This window comes from Rhodococcus sp. NPDC055112 (assembly GCF_053607505.1).
In genome coordinates this window covers 1-16418 of sequence record NZ_JBSGTR010000060.1, presented here as the reverse complement: position 1 = coordinate 16418, position 16418 = coordinate 1, and the positions used below count along the sequence as shown (strand labels likewise).

Annotated in this window: 19 protein-coding genes; 12 read left to right on the top strand and 7 right to left on the bottom strand. The window is 68.6% G+C overall.

The genetic code is table 11. The annotated features are described in order from the left end of the window. Window positions 1-10: 10 nt before the first annotated feature. From ACWFRB_RS21640 to ACWFRB_RS21630, 3 genes are all read right to left on the bottom strand, one after another. Window positions 11-2806, bottom strand: coding sequence for a cation-translocating P-type ATPase (locus ACWFRB_RS21640; RefSeq protein WP_452643314.1), 2796 nt, complete (start codon window positions 2804-2806; stop codon window positions 11-13). A gap of 32 nt (window positions 2807-2838) precedes the next feature. Then, window positions 2839-3642, bottom strand: a complete 804-nt coding sequence (ppk2, locus tag ACWFRB_RS21635) for a polyphosphate kinase 2 (RefSeq protein WP_452643331.1) — start codon at window positions 3640-3642, stop codon at window positions 2839-2841. Between the two features lie 217 nt (window positions 3643-3859). Continuing rightward, the gene (locus ACWFRB_RS21630; protein WP_452643313.1) at window positions 3860-4258 is read right to left on the bottom strand and encodes a DUF7144 family membrane protein; all 399 of its coding nucleotides are present in this window, start codon (window positions 4256-4258) and stop codon (window positions 3860-3862) included. A 186-nt stretch (window positions 4259-4444) separates the two neighbouring features. Here ACWFRB_RS21630 and ACWFRB_RS21625 point away from each other — a divergent pair, with 186 nt between their 5' ends. The 5 genes from ACWFRB_RS21625 (at window position 4445) to ACWFRB_RS21605 (ending at window position 7268) form a co-directional block, all read left to right on the top strand. Further along, entirely contained in the window at window positions 4445-4702 is a 258-nt protein-coding gene (locus ACWFRB_RS21625; RefSeq protein ID WP_452643312.1) for a three-helix bundle dimerization domain-containing protein, read from the top strand. Between the two features lie 95 nt (window positions 4703-4797). Then, the gene (locus ACWFRB_RS21620) at window positions 4798-5247 is read left to right on the top strand and encodes a DUF6325 family protein (RefSeq protein WP_452643311.1); all 450 of its coding nucleotides are present in this window, start codon (window positions 4798-4800) and stop codon (window positions 5245-5247) included. 17 nt (window positions 5248-5264) lie between these two features. Next, on the top strand, window positions 5265-5543 hold the full coding sequence (locus ACWFRB_RS21615; RefSeq protein ID WP_452643310.1) for an SHOCT domain-containing protein: 279 nt from the start codon (window positions 5265-5267) through the stop codon (window positions 5541-5543). A 92-nt stretch (window positions 5544-5635) separates the two neighbouring features. Continuing rightward, entirely contained in the window at window positions 5636-6895 is a 1260-nt protein-coding gene (locus ACWFRB_RS21610) for an MFS transporter (protein ID WP_452643309.1), read from the top strand. A 19-nt stretch (window positions 6896-6914) separates the two neighbouring features. Further along, window positions 6915-7268, top strand: coding sequence for a YciI family protein (locus ACWFRB_RS21605; RefSeq protein ID WP_452643308.1), 354 nt, complete (start codon window positions 6915-6917; stop codon window positions 7266-7268). Between the two features lie 89 nt (window positions 7269-7357). On the opposite strand, the gene ACWFRB_RS21600 is transcribed toward ACWFRB_RS21605, so the two are convergent. After that, a complete protein-coding gene (locus tag ACWFRB_RS21600; protein WP_452643307.1) occupies window positions 7358-8569 on the bottom strand; it encodes an MFS transporter in 1212 nt (403 codons plus the stop codon). A gap of 135 nt (window positions 8570-8704) precedes the next feature. Between ACWFRB_RS21600 and ACWFRB_RS21595 the strand changes: the two genes are divergently transcribed. After that, window positions 8705-9157, top strand: a complete 453-nt coding sequence (locus tag ACWFRB_RS21595; protein WP_452643306.1) for a MarR family winged helix-turn-helix transcriptional regulator — start codon at window positions 8705-8707, stop codon at window positions 9155-9157. A 16-nt stretch (window positions 9158-9173) separates the two neighbouring features. Here ACWFRB_RS21595 and ACWFRB_RS21590 read toward each other — a convergent pair whose 3' ends face one another. After that, a complete protein-coding gene (locus ACWFRB_RS21590; protein WP_452643305.1) occupies window positions 9174-9608 on the bottom strand; it encodes a hypothetical protein in 435 nt (144 codons plus the stop codon). A 30-nt stretch (window positions 9609-9638) separates the two neighbouring features. Then, window positions 9639-11204 carry a carboxylesterase/lipase family protein gene (locus ACWFRB_RS21585; RefSeq protein WP_452643304.1) on the bottom strand — a complete coding sequence of 522 codons (1566 nt, stop codon included), beginning with the start codon at window positions 11202-11204 and terminating at the stop codon, window positions 9639-9641. 164 nt (window positions 11205-11368) lie between these two features. Between ACWFRB_RS21585 and ACWFRB_RS21580 the strand changes: the two genes are divergently transcribed. Beyond that, window positions 11369-12184 carry an SDR family NAD(P)-dependent oxidoreductase gene (locus ACWFRB_RS21580; RefSeq protein WP_452643303.1) on the top strand — a complete coding sequence of 272 codons (816 nt, stop codon included), beginning with the start codon at window positions 11369-11371 and terminating at the stop codon, window positions 12182-12184. A 16-nt stretch (window positions 12185-12200) separates the two neighbouring features. Next, complete coding sequence (locus ACWFRB_RS21575; RefSeq protein WP_452643302.1) at window positions 12201-13112, top strand: TIGR03619 family F420-dependent LLM class oxidoreductase; 912 nt, start codon at window positions 12201-12203, stop codon at window positions 13110-13112. A 70-nt stretch (window positions 13113-13182) separates the two neighbouring features. Here ACWFRB_RS21575 and ACWFRB_RS21570 read toward each other — a convergent pair whose 3' ends face one another. Beyond that, window positions 13183-14022 carry a LysR family transcriptional regulator gene (locus tag ACWFRB_RS21570; protein WP_452643301.1) on the bottom strand — a complete coding sequence of 280 codons (840 nt, stop codon included), beginning with the start codon at window positions 14020-14022 and terminating at the stop codon, window positions 13183-13185. On the opposite strand from ACWFRB_RS21570, the gene ACWFRB_RS21565 reads away from it, so the two are divergent. The 4 genes from ACWFRB_RS21565 (at window position 13972) to ACWFRB_RS21550 (ending at window position 16332) form a co-directional block, all read left to right on the top strand. Next, entirely contained in the window at window positions 13972-14853 is an 882-nt protein-coding gene (locus tag ACWFRB_RS21565; protein ID WP_452643300.1) for an SDR family NAD(P)-dependent oxidoreductase, read from the top strand. The two genes, ACWFRB_RS21570 and ACWFRB_RS21565, sit on opposite strands and share 51 nt — an antisense overlap. Window positions 14854-15038: 185 nt before the next feature. Continuing rightward, window positions 15039-15491 (top strand): SRPBCC domain-containing protein, encoded by a 453-nt coding sequence (locus tag ACWFRB_RS21560; protein WP_452643299.1) that lies wholly within the window; start codon window positions 15039-15041, stop codon window positions 15489-15491. Then, on the top strand, window positions 15488-15841 hold the full coding sequence (locus ACWFRB_RS21555) for an ArsR/SmtB family transcription factor (RefSeq protein ID WP_077042369.1): 354 nt from the start codon (window positions 15488-15490) through the stop codon (window positions 15839-15841). Before ACWFRB_RS21560 ends, ACWFRB_RS21555 begins: the two co-directional genes overlap by 4 nt. A gap of 47 nt (window positions 15842-15888) precedes the next feature. After that, entirely contained in the window at window positions 15889-16332 is a 444-nt protein-coding gene (locus ACWFRB_RS21550) for an SRPBCC family protein (RefSeq protein WP_452643298.1), read from the top strand. Window positions 16333-16418 lie beyond the last annotated feature (86 nt).

Below are 16418 nucleotides of genomic sequence, written 5' to 3'. Positions count from 1 at the left end.
GGTGGCGGGATCAGGGTGTGCGTGCCCGGGCCGGGTCCACCGCGACGGCGGCGGAAAGGAGCTCCTGCGGCCCCGAGAGTTGACGCCTGCGACGACGAATCACCTTCTCCGCCTCGATCACGACCGGGATGATCAGCGCCCAACCGATGCAGGCGAGCCACTGTCCACCCGTCAGGGACGTCGTCATGAGCAGATCCTGGAGGAAGCCGAGCTCGACCGCGAACACGGTGGCGATGATCGGAATGGAGAGGATCTTCAGCGCGCCGACCACGGGGGCGGCGAGGCCGGATTCGGGATCGCGCCTCATGACCAGGCCGCTGAGGACCGAACCGAACGACAGCACCACGAACGCCGTCGTCATCGGCACGCTCGCCTCGGTCGGACTCATCGGTCCCGGGGCGACGAGCATCGCGGCCAGGGTGACGGCGAACTGCAGGACCCCATACGCCAGCCACTGGATGAACGCCTTCCGGTGTGCGATCGGGAGTTTCGGATCCCGGGGCGGTTTGCTCATCAGGTCCGGCGGCAGCGGGTCGAGCATAATGACGGCGACCGGGAACAGGGTGATGAAGAAGTTCTGGAACAGCACCATCAGCGGGGTGAGCGCGATGCCGTCATTGATGTCGAAGACGCTCGCGACGAGGAACAACAGCACCATCGCGAACAGCTTGGCCATCTGGTAGCGGACGTACGACACGATCTTCTCGTAGATGCCGCGGCCCAACCGGATCGCGGTGACCAGCGTCCCGAAGTTGTCGTCGGTCAGCACCATCCGTCCGGCCTGCTTGGTGACCTCGCTCCCCGACCCCATCGCCACCCCGATGTCGGCCTGCTTCAGCGCGGCGGCATCGTTGACGGCGTCGCCGGTCATCGCCACGATCGCGCCGCCCCGCTGCATGATGTCGGCGAGACGCAGCTTGTCCTGCGGCGTGACGCGGCCGAAGACGTGGAGTTCCGGCAGGGCCGCCGCGAGCTCCTCGTCCGTCATGGCCTGGAGTTCGGCGCCGCCGATCGCGCCGGGGCCGAGCCCCAGCTCGGCGCCGATCGCGGATGCGGTGATCGCGTGGTCGCCGGTGATCATCCGGACGTCGATGCCCGCAGCGTGGGCGGTGCGCACGGCGTCGATCGCCTCCGGCCGGAGCGGGTCGATGATCCCCACCATGCCGACGAACGTGAGGTCCTCGACGAACGACATCGGATCCGCGGTCACCGCCGCCTCCTGGCCGTCGAGCTGCCGAGTGGCGAAGGCCAGCACGCGAAGCCCCTTCTCCGACATGGCGCGGTTGGCCGCCATCAGCTCGTCCCGAACCTCGGCCAGTGGCACCGCCTCCCCGCCGGGGACGAACGCGGTCCCGCACCTGGCCAGCACCACGTCGGGTCCACCCTTGACCAGCTCCACGAACCGTGTGCTGCCGCGGACCTGCAGATGGTGGAAGGTCGCCATGAACTTGTAGGCGGAATCGAACGGCACCTCGGCGACGCGCGGATACGTCTGCCGGGTGAGCGGGGCGTCGACGCCGATCTTGGCCGCGAGCACCACCAGTGCGGCCTCGGTCGGATCGCCGACGACCTCCCCGGAATCGGAGACGGTGGCGTCACTGTCCAGACACAGCCCGTAGGCGAGCAGGGTGAAGTCCGGAGCCGCCTCGCCCGCGGCGTGTGCGATCGTCCCGGCCTTGCCGTAGCCCTCGCCGTCCACCGTGAACCACCGGCCGTGAAAGTACAACGAGCGCACGGTCATCTGGTTCATGGTCAGGGTGCCGGTCTTGTCGGAGTTGATCACGCTCGTCGCGCCGAGGGTTTCGACGTCGTTGAGGTTCTTCACGATCGCCTTCGCCTCGGCGAGCTGGCGCGCCCCGTAGGCGAGCATCGCCTGGACGAACGTCGGCATACCGGTCGGGATGGCCGAGATGGCCATCGAAATGCCCAGCAGCAGCAGCGTCGTCAGGCTCTGCCCGCGCAGCACACCGAGGATCACGATGATCGCCACGGCCGTCCAGGCGATGACGGACAGCACCTTGGTCAGCGAGTTCAGCTCGCGCTGCAGCGGGGACTTGCTCGGCGCGACGGCCGAGAGCATCGACGCGATCAGGCCCATCTGGGTGCGCATGCCGGTCTCGGTGACCACCATGGTGGCGGTGCCCCGGGTGACCGAGGTGTTCTGGAACACCATGTTGCTACGGTCGCCGAGAGCGACGTCGGCGGTATCGAGCGTCCCAGGATCCTTCGCGATCGGTGCGCTCTCGCCGGTCAGCGCCGCTTCCTGGGTCTCGAGGGTGGCCGACCGCAACAGCCTGCCGTCGGCGGGGACGATGTCGCCCGCCTCGAGCGCGACGATGTCGCCCGGGACGAGTTCGGTCGCGTCGAGCTCGGTCAGGACCCCGCCGCGGATCACCCGGGCCTGGGGCGTCTGCATCTTCGCGAGCGCGTCCACGCTGGCGCGGGCCTTCAGTTCCTGCTGCGTGCCCAGCACGATGTTGAGCACCACGAGCGCCGCCACGACGATGGCCGTCGGCACCTCGCCGATGATCACGCTGACGGCGGCCACCGCGACCAGCATCAGATTCATCGGATCCTTCAGCTGCAGCAGTGCGATCGCCCACGTCGAGGGCTCGGGCTCGGTCGCGATCTCGTTGCCCCCGTACCTCCGCCGCCGCGCGTCGACCTCGTCGTCCGTCAGGCCCGACCGCGGGTCGGTGCCGAGTGCCTCGACGACGGTGTCCGCGTCCTTGGCGTGCCATGTTTCTCCGGATTCGGCGGTGGCGCGCTGGCGGACCTGGTTCGGTGTTGGTTCCGTTGTGGCCATGAACGCTGCTCCTCGCCGGGTACTCGGAAACGTCAGTAAGGAGTGGGGATCCAGTGCAGCGCTTGCGGCGGTACACGATAGTCACCGGGGTCCTGCCGCTTCGGCAGGGCGACCTCGGGACGCTCGAGCGGCGTGTACGGGATCTGGCTGAGCAGGTGAGTGATGATGTTGAGCCGCCCACGCTTCTTGTCGTCGTTGAGCGCGACAAACCACGGCGCCAGGCCGGAATCGGTGAACCGGAACATCTCGTCACGGGCCCGCGAGTAGTCGTACCAACGGCTGTAGGACTTCAGATCCAGCGGGGAGAGCTTCCAGAGCTTCCGTGGATCGTCGATCCGACTCTGCAGGCGCAGCGTCTGCTGCTCTTCGCTCACCTCGAGCCAGTACTTGAGCAGGATGACCCCCGACTCGACGATCACGCGCTCGACAACGGGGACGAGCTCGAGGAACGTCCGAGCCTGGTCCTCCGTGCAGAAACCCATGACCCGTTCCACACCGGCCCGGTTGTACCAGCTGCGGTCGAAGATGACGACCTCCCCGGCGGCGGGCAGATGGGGCACGTACCGCTGGAAGTACATCTGCGACTTCTCCCGCTCGGTGGGGGCAGGCAGGGCCACGACCCGGAACACTCGGGGGCTGACGCGCTCGGTGATCGCCCTGATCACCCCGCCCTTCCCGGCGGTATCGCGGCCCTCGAAGACGACGCAGACCTTCGCCCCGGTCGACCTGACCCACTCCTGCAACGCGACCAGTTCGGCGTCGAGCACCTTGAGATGGCGGCGGTATTCCTTGTTCGACATCGGCGGGGCATGCCGCGCGGCCGATGAGTCGATCAGTTCCCCGTCCTCGGCAGGCTGTCGGTCGGTCTGCTCGGAACGCTTCTTGGACTTCGCGTCCTTGGATTTGCCCACCGGGTTCTCCCTCGGCCGTCCGTGCGTGCGTGCTCGTCCAGGACCTCACCAGGTTCACCGACAGCAGGACCGCGGCACCGAAGTGCGCGGCCCTGCGATCGGACTTGTCACCGAATCATCCTGCTTTCCATCGTGTTCCGGATCAGACTGCTTGCGGCTTCCAGGTCGACACGGCCCAGATCACCACGACGTCGAGGGCGATGATCAGCACCGACCACCACGGGTAGTAGGGCAGCCACATGAAGTTGGCGATGATCGAGATCGCCGCGATCACGATCGCCGCGATCCGCGCCCATCCGGCCCCGGTGAACAGTGCGACACCGATCGCCGCCACCACCACGCCGAGCACGATGTGGATCCAGCCCCACGTGGTGAGGTCGAACTTGTAGGTGTATTCGATGCCGACGACGAAGACCTCGTTCTCGGCCACCGCGGCGATCCCCTGGAAGAGCTGGATGATGCCAACGGTCACCAGGATGACGGCCGCCCCCATCGACGTGCCCGCCGCGATTCCCTGTTCGGCCGGCGACTTCTCAGACATGACGGTCCCCTTCCTCGCAACCGATTGGTGCTATGTCTTCATTGTCCGCTTCTCACGCCGCTCACATCGCGGATTCGAGGCTCGAATCCCGCTGCACCACGGGCATCGTCCACTGTGGAATCCGTGCCCGTCTCGAGTCCTTTTCGAGTCTTGACCACGGTGGCGGGCCGGGCAGACGATGGATCGATGACCGGCGATGACGAGTTGCTTCAAGTCGAGCACGTCATCGCGCGACTGATCGCTCGCTACCCCTCCGAATCGCCTGCGGACATCGAGCACACCGTGCGGACGATCCATCAGCGCTTCGCCAACGGCAAGGTCCGCGACTTCGTGCCCCTGCTCGTCGAGAAGGCGGCCCGTCGGCAGATCGCGGACCGGGTGACCACCCAGACCGCCAGGGCCGAACGCGACGATGCCGCGTCATTCGATGGCCTTGTTTCCTAGTCGGGCGGCCCTCCCAGGTGAGATGCTGGCAAGCGTCGCTTAACGACTCGAATACCGTTCTGACCACGACCATCTTCAAGGAGAGAGGTCCTGCAGTGAACGACAACGAATTCGACGAAGTCGGGCCCATCGACTATCTCGTGGTGGAGTTCCCCGCCGACCGGCCACCGGACGGGTCGGCGCTGCCGATGCTCCGTGATCTGGTCGACAACGGCATCATTCGCGTGCTCGACCTCGTCTTCGTCCACAAGAACACCGACGGATCGCTGGCAGGAATCGCGATCGACGACCTCGGCCTGGAGGGCGGCATCGACGTGACGCTGTTCGCGGAGGCGTCGTCGGGACTGGTGAATCGAGGCGACATCGAGGAGGCAGGCGCCATCCTCGAACCGGGCTGTTCCGGGGCGATTCTCGTCTACGAGAACCTGTGGGCCGCCCCGTTCGCCGCGGCCCTGCGCCGCGGCGGCGCGCAACTGGTGGCCTCGGGCCGCATCCCCCTGCAAGGCATCATGGCGGCACTCGACTCACTCGATGCCGACAGCTGAAGACGAAGGAGCACACCATGCCTGGACTTCTCCGCGGCGTCGCGCGTACCGCCGTCGTGGCCGGGACCGCGACCGCCGTCTCCAATCGGGTTTCCCGTCGGCAGGGTCAGCGCTGGAACGCCGAACAACCCCAACAGGCTCCCCCGCAGGCCGCCCCGCCGCCGCCCGCCGCCGCACCACCCTCGGGCGGTGTCGATCGTCTCACCGCCTTGAAACAACTCGCCGAACTCAAGGATCAGGGAGTTCTCACCGAGGACGAGTTCAATGCGGAGAAGGCCAGGATCCTGGCCTCCTGACCACACCGCCACTCGAGCGAAAATCGCTCGCGCTGCCGTGGCGGGTTCGCTAGCCTCGGGACATGTCTCCTCCAGCCTGAGAGAACCCCGACATGACTGCGACGACGGCCACGGCCGCACGCCGGTACACACCCCTGGTCCTGATCAACCTCGCGACGCTGCTCTCGGCGACCGGCAACGGCATCACCATCGTCGCGTTGCCGTGGCTCGTGCTCGCACAGACCGGCCGGGCCACCGACGCCGCGATCGTCGCCGGCGCCGCCACCCTGCCGCTGCTGCTCTCGAGCCTGTTCTCCGGCACGGTGGTCGACCGGTTCGGCCGCCGCCGCACCTCGCTGGTCTCCGACTTCCTGTCCGCGGTGTCGGTGGCGCTGATCCCGGTGATGTCCGCGACCGTCGGGCTGTCGGTGGGTGGCATCGCGGCGCTCGCCGCCCTCGGCGCCGCCTTCGACCCGGCGGGCATCTCGGCCCGCGAATCCATGCTGCCTGCCGCGACGAAGAAGGCCAGGTGGTCGCTGGACCGGGTGAACAGCCTGTACGAGGCCAACTACAACGTCGCGTACCTGATCGGCCCCGGCATCGGCGGGGTGCTGATCGCCACGGTCGGCGCGGTGAACACCCTGTGGGTGACCTCCGTCTGCTTCGCGCTCTCGATCCTCACCATCGCCTTCCTCCGACTCGAGGGCGCGGGCGCCCCCGATCACGAGACCCGGCCGGAATCGATGTGGAGCGGCACGCTCGAGGGCCTGAAGTTCGTGTGGCACAACCGGTTGCTGCGCACCCTCGCGCTGGTCGACATGGCGATCGTGGCGCTGTACATGCCGGTGGAGAGCGTGCTGTTCCCGGTCTACTTCACCGAACGCGGCGAGCCCGCGCAGCTCGGCTGGGTGCTGATGGCGATGAGCATCGGCGGCGTCATCGGCGCCCTGACGTACGGCGCGCTCGCCGCCCACGTCAAGCGCAGGACCCTGATGCTGCTGGCGGTGACCGCGCTCGGCGGGTGCATGGTCGGCATGGCGTTCCTGCCTGCGCTGTGGGTCACGCTCACCCTGGCGCTGCTGGTCGGCCTGGTGTTCGGCCCCGTGGGGCCGATCGCGAACTACGCGATGCAGACCCGCAGCCCCGAGCACATGCGCGGCCGCGTCGTCGGCGTCATGACGTCAACCGCGTACGCCGCGGGTCCGCTCGGCTACCTGCTCGCAGGCCCGCTGATCGACGCGGTCGGCCTGAGAACCACGTTTTTCGCGCTGTCCATCCCGGTCCTGGTGATCGCCGCCGTCTGCTTCACGCTGCCGGCGTTGCGCGATCTGGATACACCGGTGGTCGATCCGGTCGACACTCGAACGCACTAGAGGGTGAGAGAGGAACGCCATGACGCAGTACCTGCTCAGTGTCTACCAGCCCGACGGACCGGTCCCCGCGCCGGAGATCCTGGAGGGGATCATCGAGGACATCGACGCCCTCAACCAGGAACTCAGGGCCGCGGGCGCGTTGGTGTTCGCCGGTGGCCTGCACCCGCCGGAGCAGGCGACCGTCCTGCGTCCGAAGGGCGGCGAGGTGCTCGTCGCCGACGGCCCGTTCGCGCAGGCCGAGGATCATCTCGGCGGATTCACGATCATCGAGGCGCCGGACCTCGACGCTGCGCTCGGCTGGGGCCGCAAGCTGGCGGCCGCGACCACCCTGCCCATCGAGGTCCGGCCGTTCCAGCAGGGTCCCGAGGACTGACGCGCGAGGTGGCCGCCCTCAGCACGGGAACGAGGCCGCGTCGCCGTTTCTGAGGTGCGGCCGCCAGGTCGCGGGATGAGCCGAATCGCTCACGCCCGCACCGGCGCCGGGACCCGGTCGGGTGCAGGCGCACCGATGCCGGCCGCGGAGCCGCGATCGACGCGGGTCGCGATCAGCAGCACCGCCAGGCCCGCCGCTGTGACGGCAGCGCCGATCCAGATCGGTGAGACGAACCCGAACCCGTCGGCGATCGCGAGCCCGCCGAGCCACGCGCCGAGCGCGTTGCCGACGTTGAAGGCGGCGATGTTCGCTCCCGATGCCATGGTGGGCGCGGCGGCCGCATAGTTCATGATCCGCATCTGGAAGCCCGGCACGGTCGCGAAGCCGAAGGCTCCCATCAGGATCAGGGACACGATGGTCATCGTCTTGCTCTGCGCCGTCAGCGCGAACACGATCAGCACGACGGTCAGCCCCGCGAGAAGCGTCACCAGCGACGCGGTGAGCGCCCGGTCCGCGGCCTTGCCGCCGAGGTAGTTGCCCAGGAACAGGCCTGCGCCGAACAGGATCAGCAGCCACGGCACCGTCGAGGAGGCGAACCCGCCGACCTCGGTGAGGGTGAAGGCGATGTAGGTGAAGGCGCCGAACATGCCGCCGAAGCCGAGGACGGTGATCGCAATCGAGAACCACACCTGCGGCGAGCGGAACGCCCGCAGCTCACCGCGCAGACCCGACGAACCCGTGCCCTCGTCGTGCCCGGCCGTCGCGGGCACCAGGGCCGCGATACCGACCAACGCGACGACCCCGATGACGGTGATCGCCCAGAACGTGGAGCGCCAACCGAGCTGCTGGCCGAGCAGGGTGCCGAACGGGACGCCGAGCACGTTCGCGATGGTCAGGCCCGCGAACATCATGGCGATGGCGCCCGCCCGTTTGCCCGGCGCGACCAGGCCCGCGGCCACGACCGCGCCGATCCCGAAGAACGCGCCGTGGCAGAGCGCGGCGAGGATGCGCCCGGCCATCAGCAGTTCGTAGGTCGGGGCGAGGGCGGAGAGCAGGTTGCCCGCGATGAACAGCAGGATCAGCGCCATCAGGACCCGCTTGCGATCGAGTCGGCCGACCGCGGCGGTCAGCACGATCGCGCCGACCGCGACCGAGAGCGCGTAGCCGGAGATCAGGTGGCCCGCGGCCGACTCGGAGACCCCGAAATCCGCGGCGACCTCGGGCAACAGGCCCATGATCACGAACTCGGTGAGGCCGATTCCGAAGCCGCCCATGGCCAGGGCGAGCAGTCCGAGTGGCATGTGGTGTCCTCCACGATCAATTGCGTAAGCGGATAGCTGGCGTAGGAAGTATTTGCACGCGCTCTATAAATAGTTGCACGCGCCGGTTAACCGCGCAAGCTGTATGATCGGCCGACAGGCCAAGGGAGGTACATCGTGGGGATCGCCGACGACGCCGTCGAGGTCCGGGCGCAGGGCTGGCGCACGCTCGCGGCGCTGCACGGACTGCTCGACACGGAACTCGAACGCGCGCTCCAGCGCGAACACGACCTGTCGGTGGTCGAGTACACGGTGCTCGACGCGCTGAGCCGTCAGGACGACTGGCACATGCGGATGTCGCAGCTGGCCCGGGCGGCCGCACTGAGCAGCAGCGCGACCACCCGGCTGGTGAACCGGCTCGAGAGCCGGGGACTACTGGCCAGGTACCTGTGCCAGGACGACCGTCGGGGCATCTACACCGAGGTCACCGAGGCGGGCCGGGCGCTGCTGGAACGCGCACGGCCCACCCACGACGCGAAGCTGCGCGAGGCGCTCGACGAAGCCTGCGCGATACCGGAACTCGCGCCACTCGTGGCGGCGCTGCACACAGTGGGCGCCGCACAGGGCTGACCCACGCGGGTGTGCGTCAGCGTGAGACGACCAGCAGGAAGCCGCCGCCGCCTGGCTCGATCTTGGTGTCCAGCGTCAGCTCGGGCGCGAGCCGGGAGAGCCGGTCCAGCAGCCAGGCCGACGCGTCCTCGGCATCGGACTTCGAGGGGCACCGCGCGACGGCGACCCGTCCTGGCTTGCGGGTGAGCTGCTCGACCACCCCGATGATCGGCGCCGGATCGATCACGAACAGCGCTTCCGACCACGGCACCACCGGCTTGATCGCGCCCTTCTTGGTGTTGCAGGCGCGGTGCGCGAGCCGCTCCGGGCCGCCCTTGCCCTTCTTGGCGGTGTTGATGCTGTCGATGCTCGGACCGCGCGGGTCGTTCACCGACATGTTCGGGTCGACGGGTTCGTCGCACAACCAGCAGCGCCACGATTCCCGTTCGCCGACCTCATCCAGCTTGCTCATGTGTACGACGCTACAGAGCGCCGGTCCCGGTCACCGGAACCCCATCACCTTGTCGCCCCACGCGGCCCGCAACTCCCGGTCCGGATCGCTCGCCAGGGTGTCGGACTTGTCGATGAGCAGCGTCGCCCTGGTGTCCTCGCGATACGGCGCCCAGTGCTTGGAGCCGTCGAGCGCAGCGGGCACGCCGTGCTGCGCGAACGCCAGCCACCGGCGCTGCACCCGGCCGGAGACCTCGAGCGCGGCCTTGCGCCCGCCGAGCCAGAAGGTCGGGTCGTGGTTGAGGGTGCCGAAATTGCCGAACACATAGGGCAGTTCGGTGGCGTGTCCGGCGCCGACCCGGGCCGCCCACAACATCGGGGTGGCGTGGTCGAACCGATACACCCAGGTGGGCGAGTGCTTGCTGTGCGCGTCCGCGATCCACAGGCACGGCATCCGGAAGGCCGCGTCCCGCGACACCGCGAGGGCACCGCTCGTCTTCGACCAGTCCGGGTAGGCCGAGATGATCTCCGCGACGCGGATCGCGGGCAGCTTCGGGTGGTCGGCGGCGATCGCGGTGAACATCTGGTTCACGGTGTCCGCGGTGACGGGCATGATCGGCGACCTCGTCAGCCGGAAGATCGACGCCTCGTCCTTGTTGGTGCCGATGATCAGCGGGATGCGGTGCGCGAAACCCTTCTGGAACGCGGCAACCGGATACCGCGGCACCAGCTCGCCGTCGACGACGGGGGCCATCGACAGCGTGCCAGGCACCGAGGTCGTCACCTCGTCGAGCAGCACGTCACCGGCCGCGGTCAGCTTCTCAATCGGCAGCTCGCACAGCCGGCCGGCCTCCTCCTCGCTCACCCCGACGATCTCGAGGAAGCGCCTGGCCACCGTCGCGGCCCGCTCGGCGCCGTAAACCGACGTGGCGGGCGCACTTTGCACGATGGCCTTGTGGAAGAGACCCTCCGCCCGCGGCGAGGTCATCAGCGTCGTGATCGACCCCGCGCCCGAGGACTCCCCGAACGCGGTGACGTTGTCCGGGTCCCCACCGAAGGCGGCGATGCAGTCACGCACCCATTCGAACGCGGCGATCATGTCGCGGAGCCCGATGTTGGTCTCGAACGGATGCTCGCCGGTCGAGAAGGTCGACAGGTCGAGGAACCCGAGCACCCCGGTCCGGTAGTTGACCGTGACCACCACGACGTCGCCCAGCTCGGCGAGCCGCCTGCCGTCGTACACGCTCTGCGACGACGAGCCGACGCAGTACGCGCCGCCGTGGATCCAGACCATCACCGGGCGCGGCGTTCCGTCCGGACGGGGGGCCCACACGTTCAGCGAGAGGCAGTCCTCGTCCGCCACCGAACCGGGCTCCATCGGCACCTGCACCGTCTTGGCCTGCGGGGCGATGGGGCCGAAGTCCCGGCAGTCGCGCTCGCCCGGCCACGGGGTCGGCGCCACCGCGGACCGGAATCGCCGGGCGGCGCCGGCGGTGGCGTACGGGATGCCCTTCCATGCGAACACCGTGCCCGTCGCGTAGCCGCGCGCGTCGCCGTCGCGGGCGGACACGGTCAGCGTCTCGGCCGGGGTCGCGGTCACATCCAGTTCGGTGGGCACGGCAGCCTCCTCGCAGCGGGATCCCAGCCAACGTACCAACAAGGCGCGACAACCTGCGGGAACCGGCGGCGGTACCGAGAGGCACACCACACCCAGCACGAAGCCGCTCCCGTTGATCGGGAAGAACGACTGCGCCGTAGACGGCGGTGATCTGTGATGGAGCCATGCCATCACAAGCCGCATTCACCCCTGGCGCCATGCTGGCGGGACGGCGCGCGGTTGTCACCGGCGGCGCGGCGGGTATCGGCGCCGCGGTCGCGCGGTCGTTCGCGGCACACGGCGCCCACGTCCTGGTCGCGGACCTCGATCCGGTCCCCGACCGCGGATTCGACCCGGCCGCTGGCGGATCGATCGAGTCCATCGAGGCCGACGTCCGCACGGCCCCGGTACCCGCGGCCCTGCTCGAGCACCGGCCGGACATCCTGGTGAACAACGTCGGCCACTACCTGCGCCCGCCTCGCCCGTTCGCCGAGAACGAGCCCGACCTGTGGGAGCAACTGCACGAGGTCAACCTCGGTCACGTACTGCGGCTCACGCACGCCCTGCTGCCCGGCATGGCCGAGCGCGGCGGCGGATCGGTCGTCAACCTCACCTCCGTCGAGGCACACCGCTCGATGCCCGGGCACACCGTCTACTCGGCCTACAAGGCCGCGCTGATGCAGTTCACCCGCTCGCTCGCCGCCGAGGTCGGCCCGGCGGGGATCCGGGTCAACGCCATCGCCCCCGATCTCATCGAGTCGGTGCAGGTGCCCTACGCCGAGCTGGTGCCCGAGGAGCAGGCGCCGCTGTGGCCTACGTGGTCACCGTTGGGCGGCCCAGGGCAGCCGGAGGACGTGGCGGGCGCCGCCCTGTTCCTGGCGTCGGACCTGTCCCGCTTCGTCACCGGCGGGACCATCCACGTCGACGGCGGCACGCACGGCGCGGGCGGCTGGGTGCCGCGCGCATCCGGCGGCTGGACCAACCGTCCCCTCAATCCCTGAGTTCCGAAGGATCACCATGCCAACGCTCAGTCTCAACGTTCCGAACTTCGGGAACCTGCTCGCCGCAGACGATTTCGGGCACCTGCTGAAGGTCTGCCGTGCCGCGGACACCGCCGGGGTGGATCGACTGATCCTCACCGACCACGTCGTGATGGGTCCGGACACCTCCGCCTACTCGTGGGGCGCCTTCCCGACCGACCCCGACGCGCCGTGGCTGGAACCGATGACGGTGCTCGCGCTGGTGGCCGGGCAGACCGAACGGATCCGGCTCGGCACCGGGATCGTGATCGCCGCGCTGCGTGGCGGGGCGGTCCTGGCGAAGACGGCCGCGACGCTGGACCTGCTGTCCGGCGGCCGGGTCGACCTGGGCGTCGGGACCGGCTGGCAAGCAAAGGAATACGAGGCGGTCGGGCTGGACTTCGCCAAGCGTGGACCACTGCTCGACGACACCCTTGCCGTCTGCCGGGCGCTGTGGGAGGGCGCTCCCGCCGCGGTCACCCGCCCCGGCATCACCTTCGACGATGCCTACTGCTCGCCCCGACCCGCGAGCGGTCGACGCATCCCGATCTGGGTGTCCGGCACCCTGTCGAAGGCGGTGGTCCGCCGCCTGACCACCTGGGGCGACGGCTGGATCCCCATCATGGGCGCCACCGACGACGACCTCGGCGCGGGAATCACGCAGCTGCGCAGCGCTTTCGCCGACGCGGGCCGCGACCCGGCCGAGCTCCAGGTTCGTGGACGGTTGACCGTCGAACGGAGGAACAGCGGCGCGGTCGATCTGCCCGCCACCGTCGCGAACGCGGCGGCGCAGGCGCGGCTCGGGGTCACCGACGTGAGCGTCGCCCTGCAGGCCCTCGACGCCGATCCCGACGCGGCCACGGCCGTCCTGCCCGAACTGGTCGCGGCGTTCCGCGCGGAGTTCGCCTAGAGGCGCGGGCCTTTTGGCGGGCTTGGCCGCGTCGAACCACGCGACCAGCGGCACGTGCGGATGTCACCGGCTAGAGGTGTACCGCCGTGCGGACAAGGTCGGCGACGGCTCGGGATCTGCTGTGTGGTGGCCAGGCGATGACGGTCGTGACGGCCGGTGCGTCCGGCACGGGCACGATGGCGTGATCGCCGCGTAGCTGTGCTCGGAGCGATTCGGGCATGAGCGCGCAGGCGCGGCCGAGCGTGATCAGCTGGGTCAATTGGGTATGGTCGCGAACCTTTGGGCCGGGGCCGTCGGGATAACTCCCATCCCGTCGAGGCCAGCGTGGCAGGGGCAGGTCCGTCAGGGCGTTGACCTCGGCCATCGACATGTGGGGTCGGTTGGCGAGGGGGTGCCCCGCAGGCAGGACCACGATCTGGCATTCGGTGTGCAGGTCTTCGGTGTCGAATCCGGCCGTCGTGTCGTAGGGCCGCTGGAGCAGAGCAACGTCGGCACGCCCGTCGCGTAGCAGGCCTTCCGGTTCGCCGGGACCGCAGAGCATCACCTCGACTCCGACAGCGGAGGGGTCGGCGGCGTAGGCGCCCAACAGCTTCGACAACAGTTCCCTGGAGGCTCCCGCCTTGGTGGCCAGCACGACGCCGGCCCGGTCGGTGGCGGCGCGGCGGGTGCGGCGCTCGGCGGCCTCGACCGCTTCGAGGGCGAGCCGGGCCTCCTGCAGAAGCACCGACCCGGCATTGGTCAAAGTGATTGCGCGAGTGGTGCGGTGCAGCAGGACGACCCCGAGCCGCCGTTCGAGCTGCTGGATGGCTCGCGATAGTGGTGGTTGCGCGATCGAGAGCCGTTGTGCCGCCCGTCCGAAGTGCAACTCCTCGGCGACGGCGACGAAGTATCGCATCTCCCGCGTCTCCACCAGGGAATGGTATCTGGCGATGACCACGACCAATACCCGTGCGGTATCGCCGCCCACCTGATCGGTCTTGGACGCTGCACCCGGAATCGCGACAGGATCGGCGGTGTGAGTGAACAGACGATTGCGCTGGTGACCGGCGCGAACAAGGGAATCGGATACGAGATCGCCACTGGCCTGGGCGCGCTCGGCTGGCGAATCGGTGTGGGCGCGCGCGATCGGCGACGCCGCGACACCGCGGTGGAGAAGCTGCGCGCGGCCGGGACCGATGCGTTCGGTGTGCCGCTCGACGTGACCGACGACGCAAGTGTGGCCGCGGCGGCCGAGTTGATCGCCGACCGTGCCGGAGGGCTCGATGTTCTGGTCAACAATGCCGCGATCACCGGCGGTATGCCGCAGACAGCGACCACGGTCGATCCCGCGACCGTGCGAATCGTCGTGGAAACCAACGTGATCGGGGTCATCCGGGTGACCAACGCGATGCTGCCGATGCTGCGCGCCTCGGCATCACCGCGAATCGTCAACATGTCCAGCAGCGTCGGCTCGCTCGCACTGCAAACCACACCCGGCATCGACATGGGCCCGGTTCCCGCCGCCTACTTGTCCTCGAAGACCTTCCTCAACGCCCTCACCATCCAGTACGTCAAGGAACTGGGCGATACCAACGTCTTGATCAACTCCGGCTGCCCCGGTTTCACCGCCACCGACCTCAACGGTTTTCGCGGCGTCCGTACACCGCAACAGGGTGCGGCCGTCGCGATTCGCCTCGCGACCCTGCCCGACGACGGCCCGACCGGCGGATTCTTCGACGACGCGGGAACGGTGCCCTGGTGACGGACACAGCGGCCCACGCCTCGTCAGAGATCACATCACGCGACACTGGGCATCCAGACTCGCCCGCATGGCACCACCTCCACCCGCACCACCTACCCAGATAGGCAACCAATGGTTGCGCGATGCCGAACGGTCGGCTAGCGTAATGCGCAACCAAACGTTGCATATTGAGGAAGGTGCAGAACATGGAGTTCGGCAGCATCGAACGAGAGATCTACGTCGACGCCTCCCCCGAGGTGGCCTTCGAGGTGGTCAGCAGCCCCGAGCACATCTCGGAGTGGTGGACCGACCACACCGAGATCGAAGCGACTCCCGGCGCGGTCGGTGAACTCGTCTGGGGCGACAGGGCCAAGGTCGTCCCGATCAAGGTGGTGAACGCCGAGCCGCCCCGTTTGTTCTCGTTCCGCTGGTGCTACCCAGAGGGCAAGGTCGTCGACTCCGCCGACTCGCTGCTGATCACCTTCGAGCTCATCCCGTCCGGCACTGGCACCAAGATCCGGTTCACCGAGACCGGGTTCCGGGAGATGGGCTGGGAGGCCGCGAAGTTGGAGGAGCAGTACCGCGACCACAGCGCCGGTTGGGACCGATTCGTGCCCCGGCTCGGGGAATACCTCGCGCGGTTGGTGGCCACCCCGTGAGCACCGCCGTCGACGACGACCTGTGGTCCGCGGTCGGGGATCCGACCCGTCGGCGGATGCTCGACCTGCTCCTGGCGGCAGGCGACGGCACGGCCACCAGCCTCAGCGAGCAGCTACCCGTGACACGGCAGGCCATCGCGAAACATCTCGGCGTGCTCGACCGGGTCGGCCTGGTGCATGCCACGCCTGCCGGGCGAGAGAGGAGGTACCGGGTGGACGAGGCGCAACTCGCTCGCGCGGTCGCGCAGTTGTCCTCGGTCGGGGCGGCGTGGGACGCCAGGCTCCAGCGGATCAAGCGCATCGCCGAGGCGATTCAGCGCACGAAAGACCAACGCGACACACAGCACTGATTTCACGCAGGTCATTCGAAACCCAACACTGGAAAGAGGGACCGAAAATGGTGGACATCCTGCACAGGGTCGGTATCAAGTCATCGACGGCCGAGGTCTACGCGGCCTTGACCACAGCCGAGGGGCTCGCCGCCTGGTGGACGACCGACACCACGGGCGACGGCAACGTCGTCGGCGGTGTGCTCCGATTTCGTTTCGGGGCAGGCGGATTCGACATGAAGGTCGACGAGCTGGTTCCCGACAAGCGCGTGCAGTGGGAGGTGATCGACGGGCCCGAGGAGTGGGTCGGCACGCGCGTGGTCTGGGACCTCGATCAGGTCGACGACTACACCATCGTTCTCTTCGATCACCAGGGTTGGAAGGAGCCGGTGGAGTTCATGTACCACTGCAGCACCAAGTGGGCGCTCTTCCTGATGAGCCTGAAGTCGCTGATCGAAACCGGGACGGGTGCGCCGGATCCCCACGACGTCAAGATCGACAACTGGAACTGATCGACCCACCTGGGGCACCGGCGCCACGTCTCGCCGAGTGTGCACCTGCCGGGGCATCGCCCGAGAGCGACCGCCGGCAGGTGCAC

Coding starts and splice junctions, on each gene's coding strand:
- ACWFRB_RS21640 (WP_452643314.1), bottom strand. CDS start 2,806: ATGGCCACAACGGAACCAACACCGAACCAGGTCCGCCAGCGCGCCACC.
- ACWFRB_RS21630 (WP_452643313.1), bottom strand. CDS start 4,258: ATGTCTGAGAAGTCGCCGGCCGAACAGGGAATCGCGGCGGGCACGTCG.
- ACWFRB_RS21625 (WP_452643312.1), top strand. CDS start 4,445: ATGACCGGCGATGACGAGTTGCTTCAAGTCGAGCACGTCATCGCGCGA.
- ACWFRB_RS21615 (WP_452643310.1), top strand. CDS start 5,265: ATGCCTGGACTTCTCCGCGGCGTCGCGCGTACCGCCGTCGTGGCCGGG.
- ACWFRB_RS21610 (WP_452643309.1), top strand. CDS start 5,636: ATGACTGCGACGACGGCCACGGCCGCACGCCGGTACACACCCCTGGTC.
- ACWFRB_RS21605 (WP_452643308.1), top strand. CDS start 6,915: ATGACGCAGTACCTGCTCAGTGTCTACCAGCCCGACGGACCGGTCCCC.
- ACWFRB_RS21600 (WP_452643307.1), bottom strand. CDS start 8,569: ATGCCACTCGGACTGCTCGCCCTGGCCATGGGCGGCTTCGGAATCGGC.
- ACWFRB_RS21590 (WP_452643305.1), bottom strand. CDS start 9,608: ATGAGCAAGCTGGATGAGGTCGGCGAACGGGAATCGTGGCGCTGCTGG.
- ACWFRB_RS21580 (WP_452643303.1), top strand. CDS start 11,369: ATGCCATCACAAGCCGCATTCACCCCTGGCGCCATGCTGGCGGGACGG.
- ACWFRB_RS21575 (WP_452643302.1), top strand. CDS start 12,201: ATGCCAACGCTCAGTCTCAACGTTCCGAACTTCGGGAACCTGCTCGCC.
- ACWFRB_RS21560 (WP_452643299.1), top strand. CDS start 15,039: ATGGAGTTCGGCAGCATCGAACGAGAGATCTACGTCGACGCCTCCCCC.
- ACWFRB_RS21550 (WP_452643298.1), top strand. CDS start 15,889: ATGGTGGACATCCTGCACAGGGTCGGTATCAAGTCATCGACGGCCGAG.